Here is a 26320-nt window from a genome sequence, read left to right as displayed (position 1 = left end):
ATGCGGTGGTCACACAGCAGCACCACCGACGGCAGAAGCCCACGGCATCCGAACTGGTCGGAACCGTGGGCTTCGTCAGACCCGCTGGTCAGCAGGAAGAGCAATCAGCAGGCCAGCTGTCCAGGCGGTGGCCCCGACTGGTCGCCACGCGGAGCGTGTCTCTCAGGGCTCCGGTCAGGTTCTTCGCCAGGAGCCGCATGTCGTCCGGGGCCGTGTCGGTGGCGAGCATGTCGATCGCCTGGTCCAGGAGTTCGGTTGCCGTGCCGAGTTGTACTGACTCGATGTTGTCGGCCAGGCGGGACATGTAGCCGCAGCTGTCATCGGTGCTGAGGAAGCACGGCTTGCCGTCGGGGCTTGTCCAGGGAAGGAGCCGCAGTTCGTTTGACGTCGTCATGCTTTCGCCGGCCTCTCGTCGATCACGTAGTGAGTGGTGAACACCGCGTCGGCGCGGTTTCCCGGCAGCACCAGGAGGGCCGCCTCGACCACGCGTCCAGTGGTGTCGGCCGTCTGGCGTGTGATGGCGAGGACTGCCAGGGCAGAGCTGATCCGGAGGGTGGACGTCTCCTCCGGTGTCGGGAGGCGAACGCTGATCTCCTCCCGGACCTCAGCCGGCGGCGGGCGGAGTTCCATCAGTCGCGTCACTACCACCTCGTACGGGAGTGGCTCGCGGAGCATGCTGGTCGGCGCCAAGTCGCAGGGGACATAGATGCGCGCCAGGCTGTGAGGTCTCTCGTCCTCATGGCCGAGACAGAGGATCTCAGTCAGAGGGCTGCCGGTCGGCATCTTCAGCAGGGCCGCAAGATACCCGCGGGCCCGCACCCTGGTGGTGTGGACGGTGACGCTCAGGGGTGCGAGATCCATGCTGTACGCATCCGGGGTTCGTCTCCCGCCGACGTACGTGATCCTGTGGAGCGGACGACGGACGAAGTTCCCCTTGCCGTGGGTCTTCTCGACGAGGCCTTCCGCCTGGAGTACGGCGAGGGCGTTCCGCAGCGTCGGTGTGCTGACCATGTATTGCGCGGCCAGATGCGCCTCAGAAGGCAAGCGTTCGCCGGGCTTGAGCCGACCGGTGACGATCCGGTCCCGGAGGTCATCGGCGATGGCGTCGCGTCGTGAGGGCACGGGTGGGATCACCGCCTCTCACTCGCACGAGCCGCAGGGCGATGAGCCGGGTCCCCGTGTGGATGGTCAGCAGCTCGCCCGAGTCGAACACGAGTCGTTTGGCTCCGCCGGGCAGTTGGAAGAGGTCGGTCACCCGGCACTGCTGGCCCCCGACCTGGATGACGTCGCCGAGCTGCACGCTGGTCGAGGTGATCTCGACGGGGGAGAGCACCGCGCCGCTGAGTGCCGGCCCCCTCACCGTGCCGCCTCTGTCGGTACTGGGCACTCGGCGGTGGTGTGGCACGAGCAGTCGCAGGCTTCGTAGATCACCGGCACGTCGACCGGTGCGGTGACCGGGGACGACTCCGCGCAGGCATGGTGTGTGCCGATGCGGCAGGAGGTCGACCGGTAGGAGTCGGGCCCCGGTTGGGTGGTGTGGGGCTGTTGGCGGGACGGCATCAGCGGTCACCCGCCGAGGCGTGCCAAGGACCGGCGAGGGGAGCGCGGCTCACGGCCGCCGAGCGGTGCCGTGCTCGCGCCTCATTGGCCAGTACGTACGGGCGGACGAGCGCCGTCTCCTCCCCCACGAGAACGCCCGTGTGCTCGCGGTGCCGACGCAGGAACAGCACTGCGCCATAAGCGACTTCCGGGGACATGGCCACCGACCGCACAGGCGTTTCGGAGCGGCGGTGCCGGCCCTTGTGGAGGTACCGCTCCCTGAGGCGCGAGACGGTACGGCGGATACGATTGAGCACGGTGTTCAGCCCCTATCGCTGATGACCCGGTCCCCCGACATCGCCCGTCGTGGGGACCGTTTGTGTACGACCGCCCAGAGGGTGCGGTCGTTCGAACTGGTGGCGAGGAGGCCGAAGCGGTCGGCATCGGCCACCGCTTCCAGGACCTCCCGCCATGACTCGGCGGAGAGTGGTTCCGGCACCTCCGCCTCGATGGCCGTGCAGTCGTCGCGCTCCTCCACGCGCGTGGCGAGCCCGACGGCCGATAACCGGGCCGCGATGGCCTCCGCGCGCACCTTGGAAGCAGGCACAGGGCAGCCCTCCGGTTAGCGGCGATCACTTTGAGTGAAGCTAGTTAACTAGATTAGAGCTAGTGGACTAGATTTTCCATATGCCTGAGCAACCGCCCTACCTCCGCATCGCCGACGAGCTTCGGCGGCGGATCGCGGAGCACGAGTGGGAGCCGGGGGACCGGCTTCCCTCCCGCGCCCAGATCGGCCAGGAGTACGGCGTCGGCGACAACGTGGTGCGTCGGGCACAGGAGTTGCTGATCTCCCAGGGTGTGCTCGAAGGCCGCGCCGGTTCCGGCACCTACGTCGCCGAGCCACGGCAGCGCGTACGGATGGTCCGGTCATCGGCGCGCGAGCAGCTCAGCGGCTCCCCGTTCCGGGCGGACATGAAGGCCGTGGGCAGGCAGGGCGACTGGGAGAGCCGGACCGAGGCCAAGGTTCCGGCACCGGCGGAGATCGCCACGCGTCTCGGTATCGCCGAAGGCGAGCTGTGCGTGCGGACGGCGTACGAGTTCCTCGCCAACGGCAGGCCGGTTCAGCTGTCGACGAGCTGGGAGCCGTACGACCTCACCGCCGGCACACTCGTCGTCCTCCCCGAGGGAGGGCCGCACGCCGGAGCGGGTGTCGTGAACCGCATGGCGGAGATCGGCATCACCGTCACCCACGCCGTGGAGCAGCCGGAGCCGAGGCAGGCGACCGCCGAGGAGGCCTCACTCCTCGGCGTCCAGAAGGGCGCGCTCGTCACCCACATCCGGCGGACGTACTACAGCGACCAGGGGCGGCCCGTGGAGACCGCGGATATCGTCGTGCCCGCCGCGCTCTGCGAGATCGTCTACGAGATTCCGATCAGTCGGCAGCCGCGCACCACAAGCGCACCAGACGGAGCGGGAAACAGCGGGGAACCACGGTGAAAGCCGCTGAGGCCGACGAGACGGCGCCCATACCGTTCGCGCAGGTCAGCGGTCGAGTCCGCCGCGAATGATCGCAGCTTCCCAAGCTGAGAGCGCGAGTTCGATTCTCGTCACCCGCTCCACGCGAAACCCCCAGGTCATCGACCCGGGGGTTTCTTGTTGCCCGGTCCGACACGACCGCTGAGCTCGACGACAGTCGAAGCCGCGTCGCGCACACTGTTCGCCGGCCGTGGGCCGTGCCCACGCGGTGTGCGCCGAGTGCCCCGTCACCCTGCGAGCAGGAACGCGGCGGAGCACCATCGGCGGGAAGGCAGCCTCTGGAGGGTCCGTGCACGATGCGGTGGGTGATGGCGTGGGCCGGTGGCCGATGGGCGAGCCGGGTTTCTGGCGGCAGGTCGTCGAGCGGCTGGGCACGGCGCTGCTGGTGCTGGACACAGCCGGACGGGCGGTCGCCGCGAACCCGGCGGCCGAGCGGCTGCTGGGTCGCACCACCGCGGCGATGAGGGGCGCTGACGCACACGATCTGCTGCACCGGGACGCGAACGGCAACAAGGTGCCGCGCGACCGGTGCCCCCTGCTCCACGCGCTGGCCGAGGGGAAGGGGGCGCGCGGGGAGGGTGGCACATATCTGCAGGGCGACGGTCGCCTGCTGGCGGTCTCCTGGTCCGCGTCCCCCTTGACGGAGGACGGCTCCGTCAGGGGTATGGCACTGCTGTTCACTGATGCCACCGGAGACCGCCGCGTCCACCGGGAGCGAATGGCACGCACGCGCGCGCTGGAGGATCTCAACGAGCGGCTGTCCCTGGTCGCCGAGATCACGGACGTCCTGGGGCAGACCCTGGAGACCGACGAGGCGCTGGGCCGCCTGGTGCGCCTGCTGGTGCCCCGCCTCGCCGACTGGGCGGCGGTGGACCTCCGGACCGGCTCCGGGGAGATCCACCGGGTGGCGGTGACCGGTCCGGGGGGACGGAACGCGGGGTTCGAGGGCCGGCGCGTCCCCGTCCCGGAGGAGGCCGGTACGGGAGAGGACTCACCCCTGGGCCGGGCACTGACCGGTGGTGAATCCGTACTCCAGGAGCGGGTGACAGCCCTCCCCCCGGCCGCCGGCCATTCCACTCCGGCCGCGCTCCACAGCGACTTCCTGGCAGCGGTGGGCGCGAGTTCCGCCGTCACGGTGCCGCTCGGCACCGAGGGCCGGATCACCGGGGCGCTGACGGTGGTGCGCACCGACCCGGCGCATCCCTTCGACGAAGCCGACCTGGAGGCGGTGGGTGACGTCGGCCGCCGGGTCGGCGTGGTCGTCGACAACACCCGTCGCTACGGCCGTCAGCGCGCCATCGCCGAGGCCATGCAGCGCAACCTGCTCGCCCCACTGCCCCGGCCCGGACGCCTCCGGCTGGCCGCCCGCTACCAGCCCGCACCGGCGGGCTCGCAGGTCGGCGGGGACTGGTACGACGCCTTCACGCTGAAGGACGGCGCGCTCGCCCTGGTCATCGGTGACGTCGTGGGCCACGACCTGACCGCGGCGGCCGGCATGGCCCAACTGCACGGCATCCTGCGTTCACTGGCCTGGGACCACACCGGACCGCCCGGTGCCGTCGTCGACCGCCTCGACGCCGCCATGCCGGTCATCACCACCGTCCCGCTGGCCACCCTGATCCTCGCCCGTGTCGAGGGCGACCCCGGCACGGGACCGTGGACGCTCCGCTGGACCAGTGCGGGACACCCACCTCCCCTGCTCCTCTCCCCGGACGGCACCGCGTGCTACCTGGAAGCCGGCCAAGGACTGCTCCTCGGTACCGGTCCGGTCACCGGCGCGGGCCGGCCCGACGCCACACATCCCCTGGAGCCAGGATCCACCCTGCTGCTGTACACCGACGGGCTCGTCGAGACGCCGGGCAGCGACCTCGACACGGGCCTGGAGCGGCTGCGTCGGCACGCCCTCGCGCTCGCCCACGAACCGCTGGACACGTTGTGCGGAGAAGTACTCGCCCACCTGCCGCCCGGCAGCACCGACGACGTGGCCCTGCTCGCCCTGCGCGTGCCGCCGCCATGAGACGGCGGTGGCGGCCGCCCACCGCTCCTACGGCACGATGACGGTCCGTCACGCCGCCTTTACGGACCGAGGAGTGGGCTGAGGAGACCGAGGGCATCAGGCGCGCCGGTGGCGGACCGGCTCCACCCCGGTATCGACGGCGTTCATCGAGCGGGACGGGCTCCCCCTTCACCCCGCATACGCCCGCCGACTCCCTTCCCCGGCCCGTGGTGGTCGTCGGCGCTTTCCTCCGGCAAGAGCGCCCAAGCACGACTTCCGGAACCCGAGCCCCGCCGGCCACGTCCGGGCTGCCCGGCATGGCGATCGCCTTCCTCGCCGTCCACCAGTGCCTGTTCGGCGTCTACCTCGGTTCCGTCTTCGCCCCCAACCACAAGGGCCTGCCGATCCTCTCGGCCGACGACCGCCCCGGCTTCCTCCGCCGCAAGGTGCTCACCTCGCGCAACGTCAACGGCGGCTGGTTCACCGACCTGCCGCTAGGCGGTCTGAACCACCGGATCGAGCACCACTTGTTCCCGAGCATGCCCAGCCCCAACCTGCGCAAGGCCCGTGCCGTCGTCCGGCGGTACTGCCGGGAACTGGGCGTGGACTACGCGGAGACCGGGCTGGTCGCCTCGTACCGGCTGGCGCTCTCCAGCCTCCACGCCGCCGGCGCACCGCTCCGGCGGGCACGCGTCCGGGCCTAGGCGGGCTTCTTGCCGGCGGGCTTCTTGTGGGGGCGGCGTGAAGTGCGCAGCCGTCCGCGTCCTCCGTCACGGTGGTCCCGGCGCTCGCCGGCATCGTCCGTCGCGGTGGCCCGGCGGCGTGCGGCCGGTTCGTCCGTGGTCTTCCGGTCCGGTGCGACCACACCGCCGCGGCCGTAGTGGAAGGCGGCGCTCCTGTCCCCGTGCTGAGCGTTCAGCCGGCGGATGAGGAACGCGCCTGCCGCGACCACGGCCAGCAGCGCGATCACCGTCACGACTATGTCCACCGTCCTCACACCCTCTCCGGCTGGTCCTTCGATGCGGCGATGGCCACTCGATGCCACCGAGAAGTGACGGAAGCACCGGCTCCGTGTCCCCCTTCGGACTCCCACACCGCTTCCCCGGTGCGGTCGGCCTCGGCGGTCACCGCCGGACGCGCGACATCCGCCAGCAGGCTGCTCGCGGTCGCCGCCCGGCGCGGGTCGCTCGCGGCGGCCATCAGCCAGGCGGCCGCGGCCGGAGGCGTCGGCGGGGGAACGACCAGCAGGTTCCAACGACCTACGGGGTAGGAGAGCAGCAGCAGCTCGTGCTCGTCCTGCTCGAAGCGGAACCAGCCCACCTTCACCACATGCCCGGCGACAGGCACCTTGTGCGGGACGGCCGGCCACTGGGCGGGATTCACCGTGACCCGGGTGATCCGTCCCCACAGCGGATCGAGAACGGACGCCAGAGCGGGCAGTTCGGCGGCGAGATCGCGCGAGCGCGGCCACCATGCGCCGTCCAGCAGGAGCGGTGCCGAACCGGCGGGAGCGAGCGAGAGACGTACGGGGGACGTGGGACGCCGGTCCTCGGATGTCATCGGGTGGAAGACGGTCGCAGTCATGAGGCGAACCCTGCCCCGGGCGGGCCGGAGCCGGCCCGGCGTATCGGATCACCGAGGGACGGCACAGGCGCGAATGTCCGTGCACGGAGTGTCCCCGGTCCCTCCAGCCTACTCTTCGCGGCCTCCGAGCGGACCGTACGCCGAGTCTCAGGGAGGCACGGTGGAGTACAAGTGGCCGGCACACCTTCCCTGTCGCACAGCGAGGTCGTCATCGGCACCGGGCAGGAGCCCGGTCCTCCGCGGGGAATCGGCGTCGGACATCGCACTCGCCTGCCTACCGGGGACGGCAAGAACGAAGGATCTCCTCGCTTCACGGCACTCCTCGGCCGACGACGGCCGCAGGCCCCACGGCGTGCCGAGGTACGGGAGGGCCGCGTCCGGATGCGCACGGGGCACGTGCACGGGCTGGGAGGTCTGCCGCGTTAGCGTGGGAGAAACATGCCGTCAAGTAGGTATAAGTAGGTAAAGCGGCATTCCTTCATGGTCACGTGGCGATACCCGGAGGTTCCTCCTTGTGCGCTGCCCCGCGTGCGCGGTCGGTCTTCCTCGGGCTGCTGCCCTGGCCCGAACGCGTGCAGGTGGCCCGGGCGCTGCGGACGGAGACGGTCGGCGGCCTGGTGCTTCTGGGTGCCGCGGTGGTGGCGCTGGTGTGGGCGAACACCCCGTGGAGCGGAAGCTACGAGTCACTGCGTGACATCCACTTCGGCGTACCCGCGCTGGGGCTGGATCTTTCGGTGCAGCACTGGACCGCCGACGGGCTGCTCACCGTCTTCTTCCTGGTCGCCGGGATCGAGCTCAAGCGCGAACTCGTGGCCGGCGGGCTGAGTACCCCGGCCATGGCGGTTCTGCCGGTCGTCGCCGCGGTCTGCGGCATGGTGGTACCCGCGGCGATCTACCTGGCCTCGGTCACGGCCGGCGGCGGGCGGACGGGCGGCTGGGCCGTGCCGATGGCCACCGACATCGCCTTCGCCCTGGCGGTGCTCGCCGTGCTCAGTACCCACCTGCCCACCGCTCTGCGGGCCTTCCTGCTGACCCTCGCGGTCGTCGACGACCTGGGCGCGATCCTCGTCGTGGCGGTGTTCCTCTCCAGTGGTCTGCAACCGGCCGCGCTCGCAGGGGCCTTCGCCGGGCTGGTGGTGTTCTACCTGTTGCAGCGGTTCCGGGTGCGCGGCTGGTGGTGGTACGTGCCGCTGGGCGTGGCCATCTGGGCGCTGACCTACAACAGCGGGGTGCATGCCACGGTGTCCGGGGTGGCCATGGGCCTGGTCCTGCGCTGCGTCCGGGACCGGGAAGCGGGGGAGGACTCCTCGCCCGGGGAACGCACCGAGTACCTCTTGCGACCGGTGTCCGCCGGCTTCGCCGTGCCGCTGTTCGCCCTGTTCGCCGCCGGGGTGAGCGTCTCGCTCCCCGTGCTGGGCGAGACGTTCACCCGCCCGGAGCCACTGGGCGTGGTGCTGGGACTGGTCGTCGGCAAGTCGGTGGGGATCTTCATCGGAACCTACCTCGCCGCCCGGTTCACGCGCGCCCGGCTCAACCCTGACCTGGCCTGGGCCGACGTCTTCGCCCTCGCGGTGCTGTCCGGTATCGGCTTCACGGTCGCCCTCCTGATCACCGAGGTGTCCTTCCCCGACCCGGCAGCCGCCGGACAGATCAAGGCCGCGGTCCTGCTGGCCTCGGTGCTCGCCGCGGGCGTGGCGTCGCTGCTGGTCAAACGTCGTGACCGCGTCTACCGCAGGCTCTGGGAGGCGGAGAACCGAGACGGGGACGCCGACGGCGTCCCCGATGTCCACCAACAGCACACGGACAGGCCCCCGCCCGGGGCCCCCGGCGAGCGCTGATCGCCGACCGACAGCACCGGCCGCGCACTGGGCGATCGCGCATCCCTCTGCCGGCGCATCTGCGCCTCACCGAGTTCCGGGCACGACGACACGTGCGGACACGGCGCTCGTCCGCCTCACGGCTTCGTGCCCATACCGTGCCCTTCAGTACGGACGAACACGGTCGACAGAGCCGCGCGACAAGCCTGCGCAGGTCAGCAGTGGTAGGCCGCCCCGAGCGCCGTCGCTTCCCGGGCTGGGAGCGCGAGTCCGGTCCTCGTCACCCGCTCCACGCGAAACCCCTGGCCCGCAAGGCCCGGGTTTTTTGTCGTCCGGGCCCGGGAGCGAGCCGCGCGGTTCAACCACGCAGTCGGCCTCCGAACCAGAGCGGAAGACGCGCGGGCCGGGTCGCGACCGCGGAGCGCGGCAACGCTCAAGGCATGCCTTCGGCGGGGCGCTCAGGCTCCGAGACGGAGGGGGCGTCGCTTGCGAGTACCGGCCGGAGGAGTGGCGTGCGCGGGGAGTTCCCGTCCCGTCTGCCGGCGCCCCAGGCGGAGCCGAGCAGGCGGGACGGGAGCCGGAGGGGAGTGGTGGGAATCTCCGGCTCGGCAGGCGCGCGCCTCTCAACCGGCAGCCTGCGAAGAGACCGGCAGTGCCCCGAACCCGAGGACGACCGACCGCACGATGCCGGGGATGCGCCGTCCCAGGGCGAGGAGGCCACCGCCTGTCAGTACCGCGCCGCCCCCCAGAAGCCACCCATGCCTGCGACGCCGCCCGCGACGCACTCGACGGAACGACGTCGTCGCTCTCGTGGCTGTCGGCCCGTCCCGCTGTCCCGACGCCGTACACCGACCAGGCGATGAGCATGAAGTCGATGACGAGCAGCGCCACGCTGACCCCGATCTGCTGGCCGGCTGACGGTCCATCCGTCCGCCTCATGGCCACTGCCGTCCCGTCCGCAGGTGACGCCCCATCAAATACATGCGGTCGGCGTGGCCGTCGCAGCGGGCGCCGCACATGGGCACAGGTACTCGGATGCGCCGCTCGCGTCGGGCATCAGGCCGGATCTGTCGCCTGCGCCCCGGTCGTGCCCGGTCAAGCGGGACATCAGGTCAGCACCCTGCTGGATCAGGGCGTGTCTGCGTACACGATCTTCCGAACCGGTGTCGGCTCGGTACAGGTCCGGACCGTCTCCAGGCCGTTCGAAGTCAGCCGGTACTGACCGTCGAAGACGGGAGTCCACGACACCTGAGCCGGTCGGATCCGTGGGCTTCTGCGGGACCGGGGGGCAACGGGACCGGCGATCAGTGGACCGGCCGCTGACCGCAGTTGCCGGCGTTCGCCGCGTCCGTGGAGACCCCGCTGACCTGTTCGAGACCCCGCTGACCTGTGCGCTGAACTCGTCGCCGGGCTGCGGCCACCGCTTGATGATCTCTGCCGGAAGTTCCGGGGCCGGCCACACCTGGATACGGATCTTCTCGGTGGTTCCGGGGCTCTCGTCGGAGTCGATGCGGCGCGGTCGTCGTCGCGCGCGGCGGGGGGTGGCGCTGGCCCGCTGCGGGCGGCGTCCGGGGGAGAGGACGGGAGGGCCGGACGCGCGGGAGACCGTCGCCGTGACGGGGCGCGCCCAGGTCCGTGCGGCGGGGAGGGGCCGGGGCCGGTGCCCCGGCCCCTCCCGTGCCGTGCCGGGCGTCCGGTCAGCCGTGGTACTTGATGTAGCCGTTGCCGTCCTTGTCGTGCACCTTCTTGGTGTAGGCGTGGATGTCGGCCGGCTTGCCGCCCGGCTTGTAGAAGTAGATCGTGTCCTTGTCGTTGTTCCAGAGGAAGTTGCAGTTCTGGCGGTACACGACGTTCTTGCCGTCGGAGTCGGTGCCCCGGCCTCCGCGCAGGTGGACGTAGTCGCCCGGCTCGAGGATGTGGTTGGCCCTGAAGGTGAAGGTGTTGCCGGAACGGTCCTTGACCTTGTAGCCCTTCAGGTTCACCTTCGACTTCTTCGAGTAGTTCTTGATCGTCAGGTACTCGTTCTTCGTGTTCCCGCCGGAGCACTTGTTGGAGTCCCGCCCGGGGGCGTCGTACTGGACGCCCTTGATCTTGAGCGCCGAGGAGTACTCGGCGGCGTGCGCCGGCACCGCCGCCGCGAGGGCGAGCGCGGCGACGGCCGCGGTGGTGGCGGCAGCGGTCACGGTGCGCCGGATGATCATGAGGTTCCCCCCTCAGTGATGCGAATGGAGCATCCGGAGCATACCGAAGGCGTTCATACGATGATGCTGATGTGAAGAGGATGTGACAGTCGGCCACTGAGGCCCACCCTGGCCACTCCGGCCACCCCGGTCCCCAGGCGCTTCCGACTCCCCCGCGCCTGACGCCGCGTGGGCATCGCCGGCGGGAGTCCGGCGGTGGGGGCGCCGCGCACGGCAGTTCTCGTTCCGGCGCGTCCGGTGCCGGAAGCGGGCGGCGCCCAGGACGCGGGCCGGGCGGAGCAGGCGCAGGGCCGTGCCGCTCTCCCGCAGGACGGGCAGGAAGGCGCGGAGGACGACCGCCGGGCCGAGGACAGGGGCCTCGAAGAAGCCCGCGGGGGCGGCCGGCGTGGGCCGCCGGGTACAGGAGGATCTCCGCGGTGAAGGCGGCGGGGCAGACGTGCCCGGCCGCCCGTGACCAGCGGTGCCAGTCGGCGTCGCCGTGGGGTGTCCGGCCAGGCCGGGGGCGGTATTCGGCCGTTTTCGGCGCGACGGGGAGGAAGGCCGCCCCCGGCCGACGGGACGCCCTTATCCTTCTACACGTTTGTAGAGATCAAGGTCCGGGTCCCGCCCGGGCCGCGCACCCCTGGAGACGACACTCATGGCCTCGATCGACCTGGACAAGGTGCTGGACAAGGCGTGGGCGGACAAGAGCCTGCCGGAGATCCTCGACGCGCCCGTCGCCGCGCTGAAGGGGGTCTCCGACCGTGACGGCGAGCTGCTTCGGGAGGCGTTCGGCGTGAAGACCGTCGCGGACCTGGCGAACCTGAAGTACGTCCGCTGGGCGCAGGCCCTGGCGGCGCTGGAGACGGCGAAGTAGGCGGCTCGGCGCGGGACCGCGGTGCCGTTCGTCCGGGAGTGGACGGACGGCGCCGCGCGCCGTTCGGAGCGGGGGACCGTCCGGGAGCACCCGGAAGGCCTTGTACCGGCTCAACGGGCGTACGGCCCGGAAGTCGCGGCGGTCGAGGGTGAGGACCGCGTCCGTGTCGCAGGCGGCGGCGAGGGCGACGTTCACCGCGTCGGCGAGGTCCAGGTCGAGTGCGCCGTAACGGGCCGGACGGACTGCGCGGCGGCCAGGTGGCTCTCGGTGATCCCGGCCTCGCTGACGCCCCGGCGCCTGGCGGCCTCCTTGATGATCGCCAGGTCCTCGGGGGTCGGTGTGGACGTCCGTGCGCTTCATGGACATGGACCAAGGGCAGTCCATGGACCACTGTGGTGCAGGCGCTCAGTCGCCGCCCCCACCCGCACCCCCGCCCCCGCCCCCGTGGAACAGGTCCCCCGCTCCGGCCTCGGTCGACGGCTTCGCCGGGCAGGCTGCCGTGGGGGACGTCATCGTCCAGGCCGTGCCGGTCACCTGGAGGGTGGGGAGGGGAGGAGGGCCGGCCTCCTCGGGGGTGTCCGACGCGCGGGGGACCACTGTGGGGGCCGGTGGGAAGGCGTGGCGGACCGTGCAGGTCAGTTGCAGGAGGGCCTCGCGGGACACCGGCGTGGGGGTGTCCGGGAGGGTGACCCTGACCGTGACGCCGTCGGTCACCGTCACCGAGGGGGCGCCCGTCAGGCGCGGGAGGTCCGTCGTCGCCGACGTCGCCCTCTCCTTCTCGTTCGGGCCCTCGAAGAGGAGGCGGACCACCGAGGTCAGGTCGCCCGCGTCGGCGGCCGGACGGGGGTACGCCGTCAGCTCGCCGTCGGCCAGGAAGAAGAGGGGGACGACGGCCGGCGCCGCCGAGGCCGTCGGGGCGGGACCCGGCATGCCGCTCGCCGGGCCGCCCGCCTCGATGACGTCGGACGCCGGGACACCGCACCCCGTCAGCGCCGTGAGCGCCATGAGCGCCGTGACCAGTCCCGGCGTGAGCCTCACTCCGTGCCTCCGTCGTCGTCGCTCAGGCCCAGGGGGAGTTCGACCGTGAAGACGGCTCCGCCGCCGGGGCGGTTGGCCGCGTGGATGCGGCCGCCGTGGAGGCGGACGTTCTCCGCCGTGATGGCCAGGCCGAGGCCGCTGCTGTCCCCGTCCCCGCTTCCGTTCCCGCTCCTCGCCCGTGACGTGCTCGCCTTGTAGAAGCGCTCGAAGATGTGCGGCAGCGCCTCCTCCGCGACACCCGGGCCGTTGTCGGTCACCTCGAGGACGGCCCGGTCGCCCCACGCCCACAGCGTCACCCGGACCGGCGGTTCGCCGTGGCGCAGGGCGTTGCCGACCAGGTTGGCGGTCACCACGTCGAGCCGGCGCGGGTCGACGCGGGCGCGGAGTCCGCCCGGTGCGGGCAGCCGCAGTTCGACCTCCTCCGGCCGCCAGCGGGCGGCGACCGTGCGCCGGACGGACTCGGCGAGGTCGATGTCGTCGCGGTTGAGCCGCGCCGCCCCCGCGTCGAAGCGGGAGATCTCCATCAGGTCGTCGACCAGCACGCTCAGCCGCTGCGTTCCCTCGCTGACGAGCCGCAGCGCCTCGCCCGTCTCGCCCTCCACCCGCTGGTCCAGTACGTCGGTGACCGCCGTCATCGCCGCCAGCGGGGTCCGCAGCTCGTGGGAGACGTCCGCCACGAAGCGGCGGCCCCGCGCCTCCAGGCGGCGCAACTCGGCCACTGTCCGCTCCAGTTCGGCGGCCGTCTCGTTGAAGGAGCGGGACAGCTCGGCCAGTTCGTCGGAGCCGGTGACCTTCAGCCGTACGTCGAGATGGCCCGCGGCCATCCTGCGCGTCGCCCCGCGCAGGGCCCGTACGGGGCGCAGCACGCCGCTCGCGGCCAGCAGGGCCAGGACGACGGCGAGGCACAGTGCCACCAGGGTGGCCCGTTCGATGCCGCTGACCATCGCCTCGACGTACCCCTCCTCCGCGGTCTGCGGCACCTCCAGGTACATCACCACCCCGGAGAGCCGCTGCACCATGTAGTCGTCCGTCGTGTACGTCACGGGCATGCCGACGAGGAGACGCGGGCTGCCGTCGACGGTCACCCGCTGGAACACCGCCGCGCGCCGCGTCCGCACGGAGCGGAGCATCTCGCGGCTGGGCCGGGTGAAGCGGGGCGTGGGGGCGTACGCGCGCCGGTCGCCGTAGGTGGCCATGACCCGCCAGCCCGACGACCGGTTCGCGCGGATCACCTGGTCGACCGCCCACTGGAGGTCCGACGCGGCGGGGGCGTGCGGGACGCTGGGCGCGACGGCGTCGACGCTCGCGCGGAAGCGGTTGATGACGGAGTCCTGGCTCTGCTGGAGCACTCCCGTGCGCGCCTCCCGGAAGGCGAGGGCGCCGGTGCCCAGGGAGCTGGCCATGGCGACCAGGACGAAGGAGATCAGGAGGCGGGAGCGCAGGCCGCGGAGGGGGAGCGGGATGCGGGACACCACGGCGCGGAAGAGGCGGCGGGGGCCGGTGAGCGGCACCGGGTCCGGGGTGTTCCGCGGCTCCGCGGACGGGTCCCCGTTCACGCGCGGCCGGTGCCGAAGCGGTAGCCGAAGCCGCGGACGGTCTGCACGTAGCGCGGGCTCCTGCCCTCGCCGAGCTTGTTGCGCAGGCGCTTCACGCAGGCGTCCACGAGGCGTATGTCGCCGTGGTAACCGTGCTCCCAGACCGCTTCCAGCAGTTGCTGGCGGCTGAACACCTGGCCCGGGGACGCGGACAGGGTGAGCAGCAGGCGCAGTTCGGAGGGGGCGAGGGTGACGGGCTCGCCCCGGTGGGTCACCGCCAGACCGGCGCGGTCGACGACCAGGTCGCCGTGCGTCTCCGGCCGGGGCCGGACGCCGTCCGGCGGGGACGCGTCCTGCCGGCGCAGGACGGCGCGTATGCGCGCGTCGAGGACCCGCGCCTGCACGGGCTTCACGACGTAGTCGTCCGCGCCCGTCTCGAGGCCCAGGACGACATCGATGTCGTCGCCCCGGGCCGTGACCATGATGACCGGCACCTGGTCGCGCTCCCTGATCCGGCGGCACACGTCCAGGCCGGACATGCCGGGCAGCATCAGGTCGAGCACGACGACGTCCGGCCGGGCGGCGCGGAGCTGTGCCAGCCCCTCCTCGCCCGTCTCCACCGCGACGACCTCGTGCCCCTGGTGCCGCAGGCCCAGGCGCACGGCCTGCCGCACGGTGGAGTCGTCCTCGACGATCAGGATCCGTGGCATTGCCGCAGTGTAAGCAGGCCGGGTGTCCGGCAGGTCCGGCCGCCCTGAGCCGCCGGACCTGCCGGACACCCGACCGCCGTTACCGTTCCGTGACCTCGCGAACTCGGGGCGATCACCTGGGATGACCAGATTGACCTGTCATGCGTTCGGTACGAGAGAGGCAATCCGCACCCCCCACCGGCAGCAGCGCGGCCGCTCGCCGCACCGGCGGACGGCGGCCGTCCTCCCACCGCCGCGTACGTCCCCGCAGACGGGGCCGCGTCCTGCTGACCGTCGTGCTCGCGGTCGCGCTGCTGGCCGCGGCGGCGTTCCTGCGGGCGGAACTGCGGGGCGGGGACGGCGTGCGGGGCGCGCCGGACGCACGGCCTCCACGGGCCGCGCCCACGCCCACGCCCCCTTCGTCCCCCGCCCCCGCGCCCGCGGCGCCCTCCCCCTCCGCGACCAGGACCACGATCGAGGTGCCGGAGCGGGGCAGCGGGACGTTCGTCACCGCGCGGGCCGACGGGGAGACGGTGGGCGAGGGGTCCCGGCCCCTGCGGTACGTCGTGGAGGTCGAGGACGGGCTGGACGTCTCGCCGTCCGATGCGGCCGAGGAGATCGCCGAGATCCTCGCCGCCCCGCGCGGCTGGACCCACGACCCCGAGAACGCGTTCCGCCTGGTCGGCGCGGGCGCCCCGCACGACCTCTCGATCAAGATCGCGACCCCCGCCACGGCGGACGCCCTGTGCTGGGAGGGCATCCGGCAGGACACCGGGGGCGAGTACAACTGCGAGGTGCCGGACGGGGTGGTGGTGAACCTCAGGCGCTGGGTCGAGGGCTCGCCCACCTTCGACGGGCCGATCCACGACTACCGGGCGCTGATCATCAATCACGAGATGGGCCACTTCCTCGGCCACTCCCACATGACCTGCGGGGGCGAGGGACGGCTCGCGCCCGTGATGATGCAGCAGATCAAGGGCCTGAAGGGCTGCGTGGCCAACGCCTGGCCGTACGACGAGGACGGCGACCTCGTCACGGGGCCGCCGGCATGACGACCGGCCGCACGACGACAGGCCGTCGCCCTCGCCGGCCGTCGTCCGGTGCGGGCGTGGAGTCGGGGAGGAGGAGGCGGAAGGCGCGGTCCTCGCCGGGGCGGGCGCCGGGGCTGCCGCCTTCGACGGGAACACCACGCGCCTCCTCACGCGTACGTCACGGACCGGGCGGCCCCGCGCACGACGATCTGAGTACCCGTACGGATGCGCGCCGGACAGAGCGCGGCGGAGAGTGGCCGTATGCGTCGGTCCCTGTTGCTCGCACCGGTGTTGCCGGCCCTGACGGGGTGCGGGGTGATCCGGTCGGGCGACGAGAAGGCGACCGACGCCGCACGCGCGGAAGCCACGAAGGCCGGCGTGCGCCTGGACAGCCGACGGCCGCGCACGGCCGACGAAGTGGGGTACGCGGCGTCGGCCCTGGACGGGGTGGAGGTGCTGCGGGTCACGGGCACCGCCACGCACGACGGGGACGGGGTCGAGCTGATCGTCCGCACCACCGGCTCGGCCCCCGAGCCGGGACTCGACCCGCAGGCGGTCACCGTGCGGCGCTGCTTCGCCGTACGGGTGTCCCCGCGGACGGAGTGGGGTGAGGAGGCCCGGGACGTCGACTGCCCCGACGGTCCGCCCCTCCGCTTCGCCCCGCCGCCGGAACCGCCCCAGGTGCCGTTCGAAGCGGTCAGCTCGAAACTGCCGCGCGTCCCGGAGGGCGGCCGCGTGGACGAGGTCGAGGTGCGCCGGGCACTCGCCTCACTGGACATGGACCCGTCGATCACGGTACAGGTGAAGACGGAGGACGGCCGCGTCGGCGTCCTCCTGTCCCCGCCGTCCGACGGCTGCTCCCCGACGGACTGCGTCCTCGCCGTCGTCGCCCCCGGCGACACGAACGTCCGGACACCCTCCCGCATCCACCGCATGCCCGGTGAAGGCGGCTGCTCGGCCGGCAACGCCCTGCACCCGCTGCCGCCGCCGCACTGACGCGGACGCCCGCGTGGGGCTGCCCCGGCTGTATGCCGGGGCAGCCCCACGCGGGCGGGTCGAAGCAGGTCAGTGCTTGAACGCGTCCTTCGTCTTCTCCTTGGCCTCGCGGGCGTCGCCCTTGCTCTTCGTCGCCTGGCCCTCCGCCTCCATGCGCTCGTCCCCGGTGGCGCGTCCCATGGCTTCCTTGGCCTTGCCCTGCGCCTGCTCGGTCTTCGCCTTGGCCTTCTCACCGGCACTCACGGAAAACGCCTCCTCGTAGCGTTCGGGCACTGCGTCGTGAGCCCACGAGTGCCCCCACTTTTCCTTCACAAACAAGGTGCCGGCGAGGTGTGCGGCTGCGGGTGGAGGGCAAACGGTGCGGCAGGAGGTCGATAACTATGGTTCCCTTGCTTCTCGTTCTGCTTCTCGCCCTGATCCTGTTCGGCGCCGGCTTCGCCGTGAAGGTGCTGTGGTGGATCGCCATCGCGGTCCTCGTGGTCTGGCTGCTCGGCTTCGTCATGCGCTCCACCACCGCGGGCGGTGGCCGCGGTCGCTGGTACCGATGGTGACGCGTCGTACCACGACACCGCACCACCCCCCGGGGGCCCGGTCACCACGGTGACCGGGCCCCCGTCCGTGTGGGCGCCGCGACCCGCCCGCCGTCGCTGTGTCCGCGTACGTCCCCGGACATGTCCGTGATCGGTAACGGACACATCCCGGGGCGTCCGTCCTCCGTCCTCCCCCGTGGTTCCCAGCGCTTCTGGGACACGGCGACGAGCGACGGACGACAGCGGGACAACGGGGGCGGGACATGGCGCGGCACAGCGGTGGACGGAGCTGGTACGGCAAGGTGGCCGGGGCGGCCCTCGGGGTGACGATGCTGGCCGTCGGCGCCTCGGTGTACACCGCCCAGGCCGAGGGCGTGAACGGCGGGTCAGCCCGGGCCGGCGCGTCCGCGAAGCCCGCCGCCGTGCAGCGGGTCTCCCCCGCCATCGCGCACGCCTCCGACGCGGGCCCGCGCGGCGTGAACATCACCGTCGACGACGGCCCCGACCCGCGCTGGACGCCCGAGGTGCTGGACCTGCTGCGCGAGCACGGCGTGAAGGCCACCTTCTGCGTGACCGGCGTCCAGGCGCAGGCCCACCCCGGCCTGGTCAAGGAGATCGTCGCGGAGGGGCACGTGCTGTGCGACCACTCCGTCTCGCACGACACCGCCATGGACCGGAAGTCCGAGGCGTACCAGTCGAAGGAGATCCTCGACGCCGAACGCATGATCACCGAGGCGTCCGGCGGCGTCCGTCCCCTCTACTACCGCGCGCCCGGCGGGGCGTTCACCCCCCACAGCCGCGCGGTGGCCGCCTCCCGCGGCATGCGCCCGCTGGGCTGGAACGTGGACACCAAGGACTTCGAGCAGCCGGGCGCGGACGCCATCGTCGAGACCGTGCGGCGGGAACTGCCCAACGGGCCGACGATCCTCTTCCACGACGCCGGCGGCGACCGCGCCCAGACCGTCGAGGCGCTGCGCCGAGTGCTGCCCTGGCTGAAGGAGGAGGGTCACTCCTTCGGCTTCCCGGTGCGCTGAGCGTCCACAACGATCCCGTTTCAGGGCAGACCCGCCTGTTCAGGATGGAGCGGTGCCAGGCAGACTCGGGGCCGTACACGTGTCGACGAAGGATGGCTCGTTCATGATCACGCTGACCAAGGAAGACGGCCCCGCGGACCTGGACGGGGTCACGCACCTGTCCATCGGTGTCTCCTGGGACCCCACCGCCGGAAGCAGCGGCGGAGTGCTCGGCAAGCTGCGCCGCAAGACCGGTACGGACCTCGACCTGATCGCCGTCGCCATGTCGGGCGGTGACCCGGTGCGCATGGCCGGACTGGACTCGCCCGACCCGATGGGCAACGGCTCCCTCCTGCACAGCGGCGACAACCAGACCGGCCACGGTGACGGGGACGACGAGACGGTGACCGTCGAGTTCTCCCGGCTGCCCGGCGCCATCACCGCGATCGTGTTCGTCGCGGCCGCCTACAAGAAGGGCAGCTCCTTCCAGAAGGCCCGCAACATCAGCTTCAAGGTCTACGACGCGACCGGCGGCAGCAGCCAGCAGGTGGCCGACATCTGGCCGAGCCTGCTCAGCCAGGACAACGGATGCGCCGTGGCCAAGGCCGTGAAGGTGGGCGACAGCTGGAAGCTCCAGGTGATCAACGAGACCGGCAAGATCAAGCAGGGCGACGAGCACGCCCTGATGCGGTTCGCCGTCAGCAAGTAGCGCAGGAGAAACGGGCGGCCACGACACCCGGCCGGGGTGCCGTGGCCGCCCTCCCCCGTCAGGGAAGCTGCGCGTAGACGCCGCCTTCGGTGTCGCGGACCGTGACCTCGGGGACGAAGTCCCGGGAGCTGTCGCCGGGTGCGGCGGTGGCGTACCAGACGCCCCACCCGGGGCGGCCGGGCAGTTCCAGCAGCTTGCCCCGCACCGGGCCGTTCTCCGACGCGACCTCGACGACCGACGCCGTGCCCTCACCGCCGTAGTAGAGGCCCGAGAGCAGCACCCCGGTGTCCGTCCCCTCGGACTGCAGCGAGACTCCGGGAATGTTCCTGTCGATGTTGCCGTCGACCGCACTGCGGAACTGGCCCTCGGGCATGTCCGGCGTCGTCCAGTGCTTGCCCTCCTCCGTCAGCCACAGGACGAACCCCGGCGCCGCCGTCACCCGCTCGCCCGGTTCGACGATGCGCGGCGTCGGCGCGGGCACGCTCGGCGAGGGCGTGGGCGCGGGCGAGGCGGACACCGTGGCGGCCGGACGGGTGACCCGGTCACCGCCGTCCGTGCCCTGCAGCGCGACGAAGGCCAGCGGCGCCAGCAGCACGCCGCAGCCCGCGCCCAGCACGGTCGCGCGGCGCCTGCGGCGGATCAGCCGGCCACGGCGTTCCACGGCGGCCAGCGGCACCCGGGACGGCGTGACGCCGTACGCGGCGGCGGCCAGCGCCTCGCGCAGCGGCCCGGCCCCGGCGGGCTCCGCGTCCGGTTCTGCTTCCGGGTGGGGGTGGTTCATGGGCGGGCTCCGGGGATCGGGTGCGAGCGCTCGGCGGCGGCGAACGCGGAATGGGAGCGCAGGGCTTCGAGGCCGCGCCGCGCATGCGTCTTCACCGTGCCGGGGGAACAGTTGAGCACCTCGGCGATGGCGGTCTCGGGCAGATCCTCCCAGTACCGCAGCACCAGCACCGTCCGCTGCCGGGTGGACAGCGAGCCGAGGGCCTCGGTGATCGCGGCCCGGTGCTCGACGGACTCGGCGTGGCCCTGGTCCGGCTGGTGCACCCGCTCCGGCAGGAACGGCATCAGCAGATGCGTGACCCTGCGTCTGCGGGTCCGGCTGATGTTGTTGTTGACCAGGGAGCGCCGGACGTAGAAGTCGACGTCGTCGGGCGGGATGCGTCCCCAGCGTGCGTACACCTTGGCCAGGGTGGTCTGCACCAGGTCCTCGGCCTCGTGGAAGTCCCCGGTGAGCAGGAGGGCGGTCCGCACCAGACGGGCCCAGGCCGCACCCGCGTAGGCGGTGAAGTCGGGGTGCTCCGGCAAGGCGGCGGATGTCTCGTGCGGCACGGACCGGTTCCTCTGCGTCGGGTGTGGGGGAGGGATCCGGGGCGGGGGACCGTCCGGTCCCCCGCCCGCGGGGTCGGCGCGGGGTCAGCGCCTCGTCAGCGAGGCGTAGACGCGGCCCTTGGTGTCGCGGACCGTGACCTCGGAGACGAAGTCCCAGGAGCTGTCGTCCGGTACGGCGGTGGCGTACCAGACGCCCCAGCCGGGCCGGCCGGGCAGCTCGATGAGCTTCCCGGCCACCGTGCCGGCCCGCGTCTCGACCTCGACGGCGGACGCCGTGCCCTTGCCGCCGTAGTACAGGCCGGACAGGTGGACGCGCTCGGGAGTGCCCTCGTACTGGAGGGAGACGCCGGGGCTGCTCAGGTCGATGTTGCCGTCGACCACGCTGCGGAACTGGCCCTCGGGCATGTCCGGCGTCGTCCAGTGCTTGCCCTCGGGCGTCAGCCACAGCTCGAAGCCGGGCGCGCCGGTCACCCGCTCACCGGGAGCGACGATGCGGGGCGTCGGGGCGTGCTTCCTGGCGGCCGCCGGGGTGCTCGCCGCGTCCGCCGTCGCGGAGTGCGCCGCGCGGCCGGCCGTGTCGTGGGGCGCCGTGGCGGGCGCCGCGTACGACACCGTGGTCATGCCGGCCACCGCGGCCGTGACGGCCGCGCCGGCCAGGTACTTCCGTGTCCGCTTCATGAACGGGCAACTCCTCGTGGGCATCGGGTCCTTGCGGGCCCAGGCGGTCTGACGGACGGAGGGCGCCTCTCCACCCGTACAAACCCCGGCCCTCCGCCCGCCGGATGACACCCGCCGTGAAGTTTTCCGCCCGCGTCCCGCACCGCCCGCGCCACCGGGCGCCCGGTCAGTGCGCCGGGCCGCCGCGCAGGCGGCGCGAGCACCAGCCGATGACGCCGGCGTTGATCAGCGCGCCCATGACCACGGCGAACGCGAAGGTCGGTATGCCGCCCGGCAGGGCCAGCCCGACGAGGCTGCCGGGGGCGGTGGCGAGCACGGGGATGACGCCCGCGAAGGACGCGTCCTCGTTGTCTCCGGCGCTCACCACGATCGCCCACACGGTCAGGGCCGCGCAGACGCCCAGGTAGACGAGGGCGAAGACGTCGCCGTAGAGGTGGCGCAGGCGGGCGAGGAGGGTGCGGTCGGAACGTCCGGTCATGGGGGTGGGCTCCTCGGATGCGTTGCCGCCGGCGCTGCTGATGATGGTCATGTCCATGATCCTCGGGTCGGTTCGGTCGGAACAGGTCTGTCGTCGTGTCCGTGGGGGTGTCTGTGGTCGTGCGGGGGTGGTGCGGGGGTCGTGGAGGCGTACGGGACGCCGGGTCACACGGCGGTGCCGGGCGGGTTGGGGCGGGCGAGGCCGAGGTCGTAGGCGAGGATCGTCGCCTGTACCCGGTCGCGCAGCCCCAGCTTCCGCAGCAACGCGTTGACATGGGACTTCACGGTGCCGACGGTGATGCCGAGCTGACCGGCGATCTCCGCGTTGGTCAGTCCGGCGGCGACCAGCGTGAGGACGCCGCGTTCCCGGCCGGTCAGGCCGGACAGTTCGGCGACCGGCGCCGCCGGGCCCTCGGCGGCGGCCGCGTAGTGGGAGATGAGCCGCCGGGTCGCGGACGGGGCGAGGACGCTCTCGCCCGACGCCACCACCCGGATCCCGCGCAGCAGTTCGGACGCGTGGACGTCCTTCAGCAGGAAGCCGGAGGCGCCCGCCCGCAGCGCGTCGAAGACGTAGGAGTCGAGGTCGAAGGTGGTCAGCACCAGCACCCGGGGCGCGTGCGCGCGGCCGGTGATGATCCGGGTCGCGGCGATGCCGTCCAGCTCGGGCATCCGTACGTCCATGACGACGACGTCCGGCGCCAGTTGCTCGGCGAGCCGCACCGCGGCCGCCCCGTCGGCGGCCTCGCCGACGACCGTCATGTCCTCCTCGGCGTCGATCACGGCGGCGAATCCCGCGCGCACGATGCCCTGGTCGTCGGCGACCAGCACGTTCAGGCTCATCGTTCCCTCTCCTCCCCGTCGCCCGGTGCGAGGGGCAGCAGGAGACGGACGGTGTCCGCCGGTCCGGTGGTCAGAGTGCCGTCGAGCGCCTCGACGCGCGCGGCCAGCCGCTCCCGCACGGCCGGGTGGGCGGTGGACGGAACCCCGGTGACCGTGAGCGTCAACGTACCCTCCGTCGCGTCGAGTCTCAGTGCGGCCGGCTGCTCCCCGCCGGTGGCGAGCACGGTCTCGGCGGCGTGGTAGGCGGCCAGGTCCACGGCGGCGGGCAGCCGTCCGGGCACCCGGTCGGTGAGGCGGATCTCCACCTCGCGGCCGGTGGCCCGGCACTGGCGGGCGAGCAGGTCGAGCGCCTGGAGCGTGGGCTGCGGGCACAGCGCGGGCTCCGCCTCGCCGTCCCGGACGGTGTCGAGCAGGGCGCGCATCGCGGCCAGGGCCTCCCGGGCACGCTCGGCGGCCGCGTCGAGCCTGCCCGCCTCGGCCTCGGCGACCAGGTCGGCGGTGCGGGCCAGCACGGTGGTCTCCAGTCCGCCGGCGATCCGGCGCCGCTCGGCCCACGCGTCGCGGACCGCCTCCCCGGTCAGCGCGCCGAGCCGCCCGTCCCGCTCGGCGCGGGCGTCCCGCGTGCGGCGGCCGCGCAGCGTCCCGCAGCGGCGGGCCGCGTCCGCCGCCAGGGCCGTCCCGGCGGTGGCCGCGAGCACGACCGCCCAGGCGGGCAGCTCCGTCCCCCGGTCCAGTACGGCGGTGGTGACGGCGGCCGTGTGCACCGCGACCGCCGCGGCCGTCAGCAGCGCGGAGCCCGGGAGGCGCGGGTGGTCCCCGGCCGCCCTGCGGGCCGCGTCCGCGGCGAGCGCGGCGCAGGTGGCGAGCATGCCCAGCGCGGGCGGCAGCAGCACCGGGCCGGTGTAGCCGCCGGCCGCGGCCGCCGCCGGCCAGAGCAGGGCGAGTGCCGCGAGAGCGCCGTACGCGGTGCGCGGGGCCCGCCGCAGCCACAGCAGGGTGACCGCCTGGGCCGCCGCGAGCAGCGCGAACAGCACACCCGCCGACACGTCCGAGCCCGTCGGGGTCTCCTCCGCGCGGATCGCCACCACCGGCAGCAGCGGCTGGAGCACGAGACCGGCGGCGGCCGTCACCTGGGCGGCGCGGTGGCCGCGCGCACCCGGCCGGTCCACGGCGCCGGCGGTACGGCCGGGCAGGACCGCCCGCACCTCCCAGCCGCCGTCGTCCGTCGGCCCGGTGGTCAGGGTGCCGCCCGCCTCCTGGGCACGGGAGCGCAGGATGCCCTGGCCGCGTCCGCCGCCGAGGTCCGCGCCGTGCGCGGGGGTGCCGGGCAGCGAGGCGCCGCTGGTGACCACGACCTCCGTACGGTCGTCGCCGTACCGGCACCGCACCGTGGTGGCCGCGCCCGGCGCGTACCGCGCCACGTTGGTGAGCGCCTCCCGCACGATGCCGTACGCGGCGTCCGCGACGACGCCCTCCGGCAGCGGGTCGAGCACGCAGTCGACCGGCTGGCCGATCCGCCGGAACCCGTCGACCAGGCCCAGCAGCCGTTCCTCGGGCGCGGGCAGATCGCTCTCCGAGGGGACGGGGGCCCGGACCGCGCCGAGCGCCCGGGTCACCTCGCGCCCGGTGTCCACGGCGAACCGCAGTGCCTCGTCGGCGAGTTCGGGCCGCCGGTCACGCAGGCTCAGGGCGGCGCCGGCGGTGACCACCACGGCGGTCAGATGGTGGGCGCTGACGTCGTGCAGCTCCCGCTCCATCCGCCGCCGTTCGACGGCCGGCAGCCGGTGCCGCTCGGACTCGGCCCGGCGCAGCAGGTGCGCGGACGCGAGCCGCGCGTTCCGGGACCGCCGGACGAGCAGCCCGGCGCCGCACGTGGCCGCGTACAGCAGGGCGGTGAGCACCAGGTCCAGTCCGTCGCGGTCGCTGAGCCGGTGCAGGGTGAGCCCGTGCAGCAGCTGCCAGACGGCGAGGGACACCCCGCACAGCAGGGTGGTGAAGGCGTCCCGTTCGGTGGCCACGGTCCACAGGGCGAGCGCGACCCCGGCGGTCCCGAGCACCGCGGTCGCCCCGGCGGGCAGCGGACCGGCGCCCAGCGCGCAGGCGGCGGCGACCACGACGAGGGCGGTCACCGGACGGCTCCGGCGCAGCGCCAGCACGGCGGTGACCGGCCCGGCGACCAGCACCGCCACGAGCAGGGCGTACGCGGACGGAACCTCGCCGCGCGCCAGTGCCGCCCCCGGCCACACCACGGCCTGGGCGCACAGCAGCAGGACCGGTACCAGCCGGTCGTCGATACGTTTCATGACCCGTTCAGGCTAGGCCGGGCCGTCCTGCCTCCCCCTCCGGCACAAGGAGGATCCGGGTCTCTGTCCCTGGGTGCAGAAGCCGGGGCGGGGCGTCCACCCCTGAAGACGTCCCCGCAGACCGGCGCGTGGGCGCGGGGACGCCGCGAGGCCCGCCGGGGGACGGGCCTCACGGGCGCTCAGACCGCCGACCCCACCGCCAGGGCCGACAGCACGAGCGCCCAAACCACCGACCCCACCACCAGAGCCGACAGCACGAGCGCCCAAACCACCGACCCCACCACCAGAGCCGACAGCACGAGCGCCCAAACCACCGACCCCACCACCAGAGCCGACAGCACGAGCGCCCAAACCACCGACCCCACCACCAGGGCCGGCGGCACGGGCGCTCAGGCCGCCGTTTCCGGTGCCGGGGCCGGTGTCGCGGCGGACGGCGCCGGGGCGGGCCGGGGGATCCGGCGGCGGCGGGTGGGCAGGCCGAGGGTGGGGTGGGAGACGGCCCAGGCCGCGGCCCTGCAGACCAGCTCCTTGTAGCGGGCCGCAAGGCGGCCGGTCAGGGCGGCGTTCACCGCCCGGTCGTCGGCGGTGACGTACTGGACGAGACCGTCCTTGCGGCCCAGCGAGACGCACTGGTTGACGTAGCGCAGCGACACGTGCGGCAGCTTGCCGCCGGTCAGGCGCGCCGCGATGGCGTCGGCGGCCTGCCACGCGGTGGGCGTGCCGGTCGCGCACGACATCCGCAGCGGCTTGCCGCCGGGCCCCTGCACCAGGGCCGCGTCGCCGACGGCGTACACGTCCGGGTGCGAGACCGAGCGCATGGTGCCGTCGACCACGATCTGCCCCGTGTCGCTCACCTCCAGTGCCGTGGCCCGGGCGACCGGGTGCACGGCGAACCCGGCGGTCCACACGGTCAGCGCGGACGGCAGGACCGTCCCGTCGGCGGTGACCACGCGGTCCTCCTCCACGGCCGTGACCTCGGCGTCCTCGCGCACGGTGATGCCGAGCCGGGCGAACACCGCCCGCACGTGGTCGCGGCCCCTGGGCGACAGCCAGTCGCCGAGGCCGGCGCGGGCGGCGAGGGTGACCTCCAGGTCCGGACGCGACTCGGCGATCTCCGTCGCCGCCTCCAGACCGGTGAGGCCGCCGCCCACCACGACCACGGGCTGCCCGGCGCCGAGCCCGGCCAGCCGCTCGCGCACCCGCAGCGCGCCGGCCCGCCCGGCGATCTCGTGCGCGTGCTCGGCGGCGCCCGGCACGCCCCGGTCGTCCCAGCGGCTGCCGAGGGCGTGGACGAGGGTGTCGTACGCCAGCTCCTCGACACCGGTGCCGCCGGTGACGGTGACGACCTTGCGGTCGACGTCGACGGCGGTGACCCGGGCGACCTTCAGCTCGACGCCGGTCCCGGCGAGCACGTCGGTCAGCGGCCGGTGGGCGGGCGTCCGGCCGGTGGCCAGCTCGTGGTTGCGGACCCGCTCGGCGAAGTCGGGCTCGGCGTTGACGAGGGTGAGGGCGACGTCGTCACGGTGCAGCCGCCTGGCCAGGCGTCCGGCGGCGGAGGCTCCGGCGTATCCGGCTCCGAGGACGATGATGCGGTGCTGCATGGCAGGCTCCTGTCGTCGACTG

The 26320-nt window shown here is 73.2% G+C and carries 28 protein-coding genes and 2 pseudogenes; 10 read left to right on the top strand and 20 right to left on the bottom strand.

The annotated features are described in order from the left end of the window. Positions 1 to 88: 88 nt before the first annotated feature. From ACIQ8B_RS04480 to ACIQ8B_RS04465, 4 genes and pseudogenes are all read right to left on the bottom strand, one after another. The gene (locus tag ACIQ8B_RS04480) at positions 89 to 394 is read right to left on the bottom strand and encodes a hypothetical protein (protein WP_403545195.1); all 306 of its coding nucleotides are present in this window, start codon (positions 392 to 394) and stop codon (positions 89 to 91) included. After that, positions 391 to 1122, bottom strand: a complete 732-nt coding sequence (locus ACIQ8B_RS04475; RefSeq protein WP_403545193.1) for a GntR family transcriptional regulator — start codon at positions 1120 to 1122, stop codon at positions 391 to 393. Before ACIQ8B_RS04475 ends, ACIQ8B_RS04480 begins: the two co-directional genes overlap by 4 nt. Beyond that, positions 1091 to 1360 carry a hypothetical protein gene (locus tag ACIQ8B_RS04470; protein WP_403545191.1) on the bottom strand — a complete coding sequence of 90 codons (270 nt, stop codon included), beginning with the start codon at positions 1358 to 1360 and terminating at the stop codon, positions 1091 to 1093. Before ACIQ8B_RS04470 ends, ACIQ8B_RS04475 begins: the two co-directional genes overlap by 32 nt. Before the next feature lie 508 nt (positions 1361 to 1868). Beyond that, positions 1869 to 2146, bottom strand: a pseudogene (locus tag ACIQ8B_RS04465) (hypothetical protein). Positions 2147 to 2226: 80 nt separating this feature from the next. Here ACIQ8B_RS04465 and ACIQ8B_RS04460 point away from each other — a divergent pair. From ACIQ8B_RS04460 to ACIQ8B_RS04450, 3 genes are all read left to right on the top strand, one after another. Beyond that, a complete protein-coding gene (locus ACIQ8B_RS04460) occupies positions 2227 to 3036 on the top strand; it encodes a GntR family transcriptional regulator (protein WP_403545189.1) in 810 nt (269 codons plus the stop codon). Between the two features lie 328 nt (positions 3037 to 3364). Then, positions 3365 to 5092 carry a SpoIIE family protein phosphatase gene (locus ACIQ8B_RS04455; RefSeq protein ID WP_403545187.1) on the top strand — a complete coding sequence of 576 codons (1728 nt, stop codon included), beginning with the start codon at positions 3365 to 3367 and terminating at the stop codon, positions 5090 to 5092. Positions 5093 to 5298: 206 nt separating this feature from the next. Further along, positions 5299 to 5775 carry a fatty acid desaturase gene (locus ACIQ8B_RS04450; RefSeq protein WP_403545185.1) on the top strand — a complete coding sequence of 159 codons (477 nt, stop codon included), beginning with the start codon at positions 5299 to 5301 and terminating at the stop codon, positions 5773 to 5775. Here ACIQ8B_RS04450 and ACIQ8B_RS04445 read toward each other — a convergent pair. After that, positions 5772 to 6059: a hypothetical protein gene (locus ACIQ8B_RS04445; protein WP_403545183.1), complete on the bottom strand. Its 288-nt coding sequence runs from the start codon at positions 6057 to 6059 to the stop codon at positions 5772 to 5774. The genes ACIQ8B_RS04450 and ACIQ8B_RS04445 overlap by 4 nt on opposite strands. Positions 6060 to 6064: 5 nt before the next feature. Then, positions 6065 to 6655, bottom strand: a complete 591-nt coding sequence (locus ACIQ8B_RS04440; protein ID WP_403545181.1) for a DUF5994 family protein — start codon at positions 6653 to 6655, stop codon at positions 6065 to 6067. Between the two features lie 512 nt (positions 6656 to 7167). On the opposite strand from ACIQ8B_RS04440, the gene nhaA reads away from it, so the two are divergent. Beyond that, entirely contained in the window at positions 7168 to 8493 is a 1326-nt protein-coding gene (gene nhaA, locus ACIQ8B_RS04435; protein ID WP_403545179.1) for a Na+/H+ antiporter NhaA, read from the top strand. A 1676-nt stretch (positions 8494 to 10169) separates the two neighbouring features. Here the strand turns inward: nhaA and ACIQ8B_RS04430 are convergent. Continuing rightward, entirely contained in the window at positions 10170 to 10673 is a 504-nt protein-coding gene (locus tag ACIQ8B_RS04430; RefSeq protein WP_290005159.1) for a lamin tail domain-containing protein, read from the bottom strand. 637 nt (positions 10674 to 11310) lie between these two features. Between ACIQ8B_RS04430 and ACIQ8B_RS04425 the strand changes: the two genes are divergently transcribed. Further along, a complete protein-coding gene (locus ACIQ8B_RS04425) occupies positions 11311 to 11529 on the top strand; it encodes a hypothetical protein (RefSeq protein ID WP_403545177.1) in 219 nt (72 codons plus the stop codon). A 66-nt stretch (positions 11530 to 11595) separates the two neighbouring features. On the opposite strand, the pseudogene ACIQ8B_RS04420 reads toward ACIQ8B_RS04425, so the two are convergent. The 4 genes and pseudogenes from ACIQ8B_RS04420 to ACIQ8B_RS04405 form a co-directional block, all read right to left on the bottom strand. Further along, positions 11596 to 11801: pseudogene (locus ACIQ8B_RS04420) on the bottom strand (VapC toxin family PIN domain ribonuclease); the annotation flags it as partial. Positions 11802 to 11934: 133 nt separating this feature from the next. After that, a complete protein-coding gene (locus ACIQ8B_RS04415) occupies positions 11935 to 12567 on the bottom strand; it encodes a hypothetical protein (RefSeq protein WP_403545175.1) in 633 nt (210 codons plus the stop codon). After that, positions 12564 to 14042 (bottom strand): sensor histidine kinase, encoded by a 1479-nt coding sequence (locus ACIQ8B_RS04410; RefSeq protein ID WP_403545466.1) that lies wholly within the window; start codon positions 14040 to 14042, stop codon positions 12564 to 12566. Before ACIQ8B_RS04410 ends, ACIQ8B_RS04415 begins: the two co-directional genes overlap by 4 nt. 77 nt (positions 14043 to 14119) lie before the next feature. Next, positions 14120 to 14812, bottom strand: coding sequence for a response regulator transcription factor (locus tag ACIQ8B_RS04405; protein WP_290005152.1), 693 nt, complete (start codon positions 14810 to 14812; stop codon positions 14120 to 14122). Positions 14813 to 14952: 140 nt separating this feature from the next. Here ACIQ8B_RS04405 and ACIQ8B_RS04400 point away from each other — a divergent pair, with 140 nt between their 5' ends. Both ACIQ8B_RS04400 and ACIQ8B_RS04395 read left to right on the top strand, forming a co-directional pair. Beyond that, positions 14953 to 15843 (top strand): DUF3152 domain-containing protein, encoded by an 891-nt coding sequence (locus ACIQ8B_RS04400; protein ID WP_403545173.1) that lies wholly within the window; start codon positions 14953 to 14955, stop codon positions 15841 to 15843. A 240-nt stretch (positions 15844 to 16083) separates the two neighbouring features. Further along, a complete protein-coding gene (locus ACIQ8B_RS04395; RefSeq protein ID WP_403545171.1) occupies positions 16084 to 16818 on the top strand; it encodes a translation initiation factor IF-2 in 735 nt (244 codons plus the stop codon). A 69-nt stretch (positions 16819 to 16887) separates the two neighbouring features. Here ACIQ8B_RS04395 and ACIQ8B_RS04390 read toward each other — a convergent pair whose 3' ends face one another. Then, positions 16888 to 17061 (bottom strand): CsbD family protein, encoded by a 174-nt coding sequence (locus tag ACIQ8B_RS04390; RefSeq protein WP_106416323.1) that lies wholly within the window; start codon positions 17059 to 17061, stop codon positions 16888 to 16890. A gap of 137 nt (positions 17062 to 17198) precedes the next feature. Between ACIQ8B_RS04390 and ACIQ8B_RS04385 the strand changes: the two genes are divergently transcribed. The 3 genes from ACIQ8B_RS04385 to ACIQ8B_RS04375 all read left to right on the top strand — a co-directional run bounded on the left by ACIQ8B_RS04385 (position 17199) and on the right by ACIQ8B_RS04375 (position 19070). Next, positions 17199 to 17369, top strand: a complete 171-nt coding sequence (locus tag ACIQ8B_RS04385; RefSeq protein ID WP_106413272.1) for a hydrophobic protein — start codon at positions 17199 to 17201, stop codon at positions 17367 to 17369. 242 nt (positions 17370 to 17611) lie between these two features. After that, positions 17612 to 18382, top strand: coding sequence for a polysaccharide deacetylase family protein (locus ACIQ8B_RS04380; protein WP_403545168.1), 771 nt, complete (start codon positions 17612 to 17614; stop codon positions 18380 to 18382). Positions 18383 to 18485: 103 nt separating this feature from the next. Beyond that, positions 18486 to 19070: a TerD family protein gene (locus ACIQ8B_RS04375; RefSeq protein ID WP_106413274.1), complete on the top strand. Its 585-nt coding sequence runs from the start codon at positions 18486 to 18488 to the stop codon at positions 19068 to 19070. 58 nt (positions 19071 to 19128) lie between these two features. Here the strand turns inward: ACIQ8B_RS04375 and ACIQ8B_RS04370 are convergent, their stop codons facing one another. From ACIQ8B_RS04370 to ACIQ8B_RS04335, 8 genes are all read right to left on the bottom strand, one after another. Further along, a complete protein-coding gene (locus ACIQ8B_RS04370) occupies positions 19129 to 19851 on the bottom strand; it encodes a hypothetical protein (protein ID WP_403545166.1) in 723 nt (240 codons plus the stop codon). Continuing rightward, positions 19848 to 20399, bottom strand: coding sequence for a SigE family RNA polymerase sigma factor (locus ACIQ8B_RS04365; protein ID WP_403545164.1), 552 nt, complete (start codon positions 20397 to 20399; stop codon positions 19848 to 19850). The genes ACIQ8B_RS04370 and ACIQ8B_RS04365 overlap by 4 nt, the downstream gene beginning before the upstream one ends. Positions 20400 to 20483: 84 nt before the next feature. Then, positions 20484 to 21077, bottom strand: a complete 594-nt coding sequence (locus ACIQ8B_RS04360; RefSeq protein ID WP_403545162.1) for a hypothetical protein — start codon at positions 21075 to 21077, stop codon at positions 20484 to 20486. 166 nt (positions 21078 to 21243) lie between these two features. Further along, positions 21244 to 21606 (bottom strand): SCO4225 family membrane protein, encoded by a 363-nt coding sequence (locus tag ACIQ8B_RS04355; RefSeq protein ID WP_403545160.1) that lies wholly within the window; start codon positions 21604 to 21606, stop codon positions 21244 to 21246. 113 nt (positions 21607 to 21719) lie between these two features. Next, positions 21720 to 22394 carry a response regulator gene (locus ACIQ8B_RS04350; protein WP_403545158.1) on the bottom strand — a complete coding sequence of 225 codons (675 nt, stop codon included), beginning with the start codon at positions 22392 to 22394 and terminating at the stop codon, positions 21720 to 21722. Then, complete coding sequence (locus ACIQ8B_RS04345; protein ID WP_403545156.1) at positions 22391 to 24697, bottom strand: histidine kinase; 2307 nt, start codon at positions 24695 to 24697, stop codon at positions 22391 to 22393. The genes ACIQ8B_RS04350 and ACIQ8B_RS04345 overlap by 4 nt, the downstream gene beginning before the upstream one ends. Before the next feature lie 179 nt (positions 24698 to 24876). Further along, positions 24877 to 25080, bottom strand: a complete 204-nt coding sequence (locus ACIQ8B_RS04340) for a hypothetical protein (protein WP_403545154.1) — start codon at positions 25078 to 25080, stop codon at positions 24877 to 24879. A gap of 6 nt (positions 25081 to 25086) precedes the next feature. Then, complete coding sequence (locus tag ACIQ8B_RS04335; protein ID WP_403545152.1) at positions 25087 to 26298, bottom strand: NAD(P)/FAD-dependent oxidoreductase; 1212 nt, start codon at positions 26296 to 26298, stop codon at positions 25087 to 25089. Positions 26299 to 26320: the final 22 nt, after the last annotated feature.

Origin of the sequence: Streptomyces sp. NPDC096105, from assembly GCF_044763335.1 — a bacterium.
Classification (GTDB): domain Bacteria; phylum Actinomycetota; class Actinomycetes; order Streptomycetales; family Streptomycetaceae; genus Streptomyces.
The sequence above is the reverse complement of the archived record's forward strand: the minus strand, read 5'-3'. Positions and strand labels throughout refer to the sequence as shown.

Excerpts from the sequence above, each read along its gene's own strand:
- ACIQ8B_RS04480 (WP_403545195.1), bottom strand. The coding sequence starts at position 394 with ATGACGACGTCAAACGAACTGCGGCTCCTTCCCTGGACAAGCCCCGAC.
- ACIQ8B_RS04460 (WP_403545189.1), top strand. The coding sequence starts at position 2,227 with ATGCCTGAGCAACCGCCCTACCTCCGCATCGCCGACGAGCTTCGGCGG.
- ACIQ8B_RS04440 (WP_403545181.1), bottom strand. The coding sequence starts at position 6,655 with ATGACTGCGACCGTCTTCCACCCGATGACATCCGAGGACCGGCGTCCC.
- ACIQ8B_RS04430 (WP_290005159.1), bottom strand. The coding sequence starts at position 10,673 with ATGATCATCCGGCGCACCGTGACCGCTGCCGCCACCACCGCGGCCGTC.
- ACIQ8B_RS04425 (WP_403545177.1), top strand. The coding sequence starts at position 11,311 with ATGGCCTCGATCGACCTGGACAAGGTGCTGGACAAGGCGTGGGCGGAC.
- ACIQ8B_RS04405 (WP_290005152.1), bottom strand. The coding sequence starts at position 14,812 with ATGCCACGGATCCTGATCGTCGAGGACGACTCCACCGTGCGGCAGGCC.
- ACIQ8B_RS04400 (WP_403545173.1), top strand. The coding sequence starts at position 14,953 with ATGCGTTCGGTACGAGAGAGGCAATCCGCACCCCCCACCGGCAGCAGC.
- ACIQ8B_RS04395 (WP_403545171.1), top strand. The coding sequence starts at position 16,084 with ATGCGTCGGTCCCTGTTGCTCGCACCGGTGTTGCCGGCCCTGACGGGG.
- ACIQ8B_RS04385 (WP_106413272.1), top strand. The coding sequence starts at position 17,199 with ATGGTTCCCTTGCTTCTCGTTCTGCTTCTCGCCCTGATCCTGTTCGGC.
- ACIQ8B_RS04380 (WP_403545168.1), top strand. The coding sequence starts at position 17,612 with ATGGCGCGGCACAGCGGTGGACGGAGCTGGTACGGCAAGGTGGCCGGG.
- ACIQ8B_RS04375 (WP_106413274.1), top strand. The coding sequence starts at position 18,486 with ATGATCACGCTGACCAAGGAAGACGGCCCCGCGGACCTGGACGGGGTC.
- ACIQ8B_RS04370 (WP_403545166.1), bottom strand. The coding sequence starts at position 19,851 with ATGAACCACCCCCACCCGGAAGCAGAACCGGACGCGGAGCCCGCCGGG.
- ACIQ8B_RS04360 (WP_403545162.1), bottom strand. The coding sequence starts at position 21,077 with ATGAAGCGGACACGGAAGTACCTGGCCGGCGCGGCCGTCACGGCCGCG.
- ACIQ8B_RS04355 (WP_403545160.1), bottom strand. The coding sequence starts at position 21,606 with ATGACCATCATCAGCAGCGCCGGCGGCAACGCATCCGAGGAGCCCACC.
- ACIQ8B_RS04350 (WP_403545158.1), bottom strand. The coding sequence starts at position 22,394 with ATGAGCCTGAACGTGCTGGTCGCCGACGACCAGGGCATCGTGCGCGCG.
- ACIQ8B_RS04345 (WP_403545156.1), bottom strand. The coding sequence starts at position 24,697 with ATGAAACGTATCGACGACCGGCTGGTACCGGTCCTGCTGCTGTGCGCC.
- ACIQ8B_RS04335 (WP_403545152.1), bottom strand. The coding sequence starts at position 26,298 with ATGCAGCACCGCATCATCGTCCTCGGAGCCGGATACGCCGGAGCCTCC.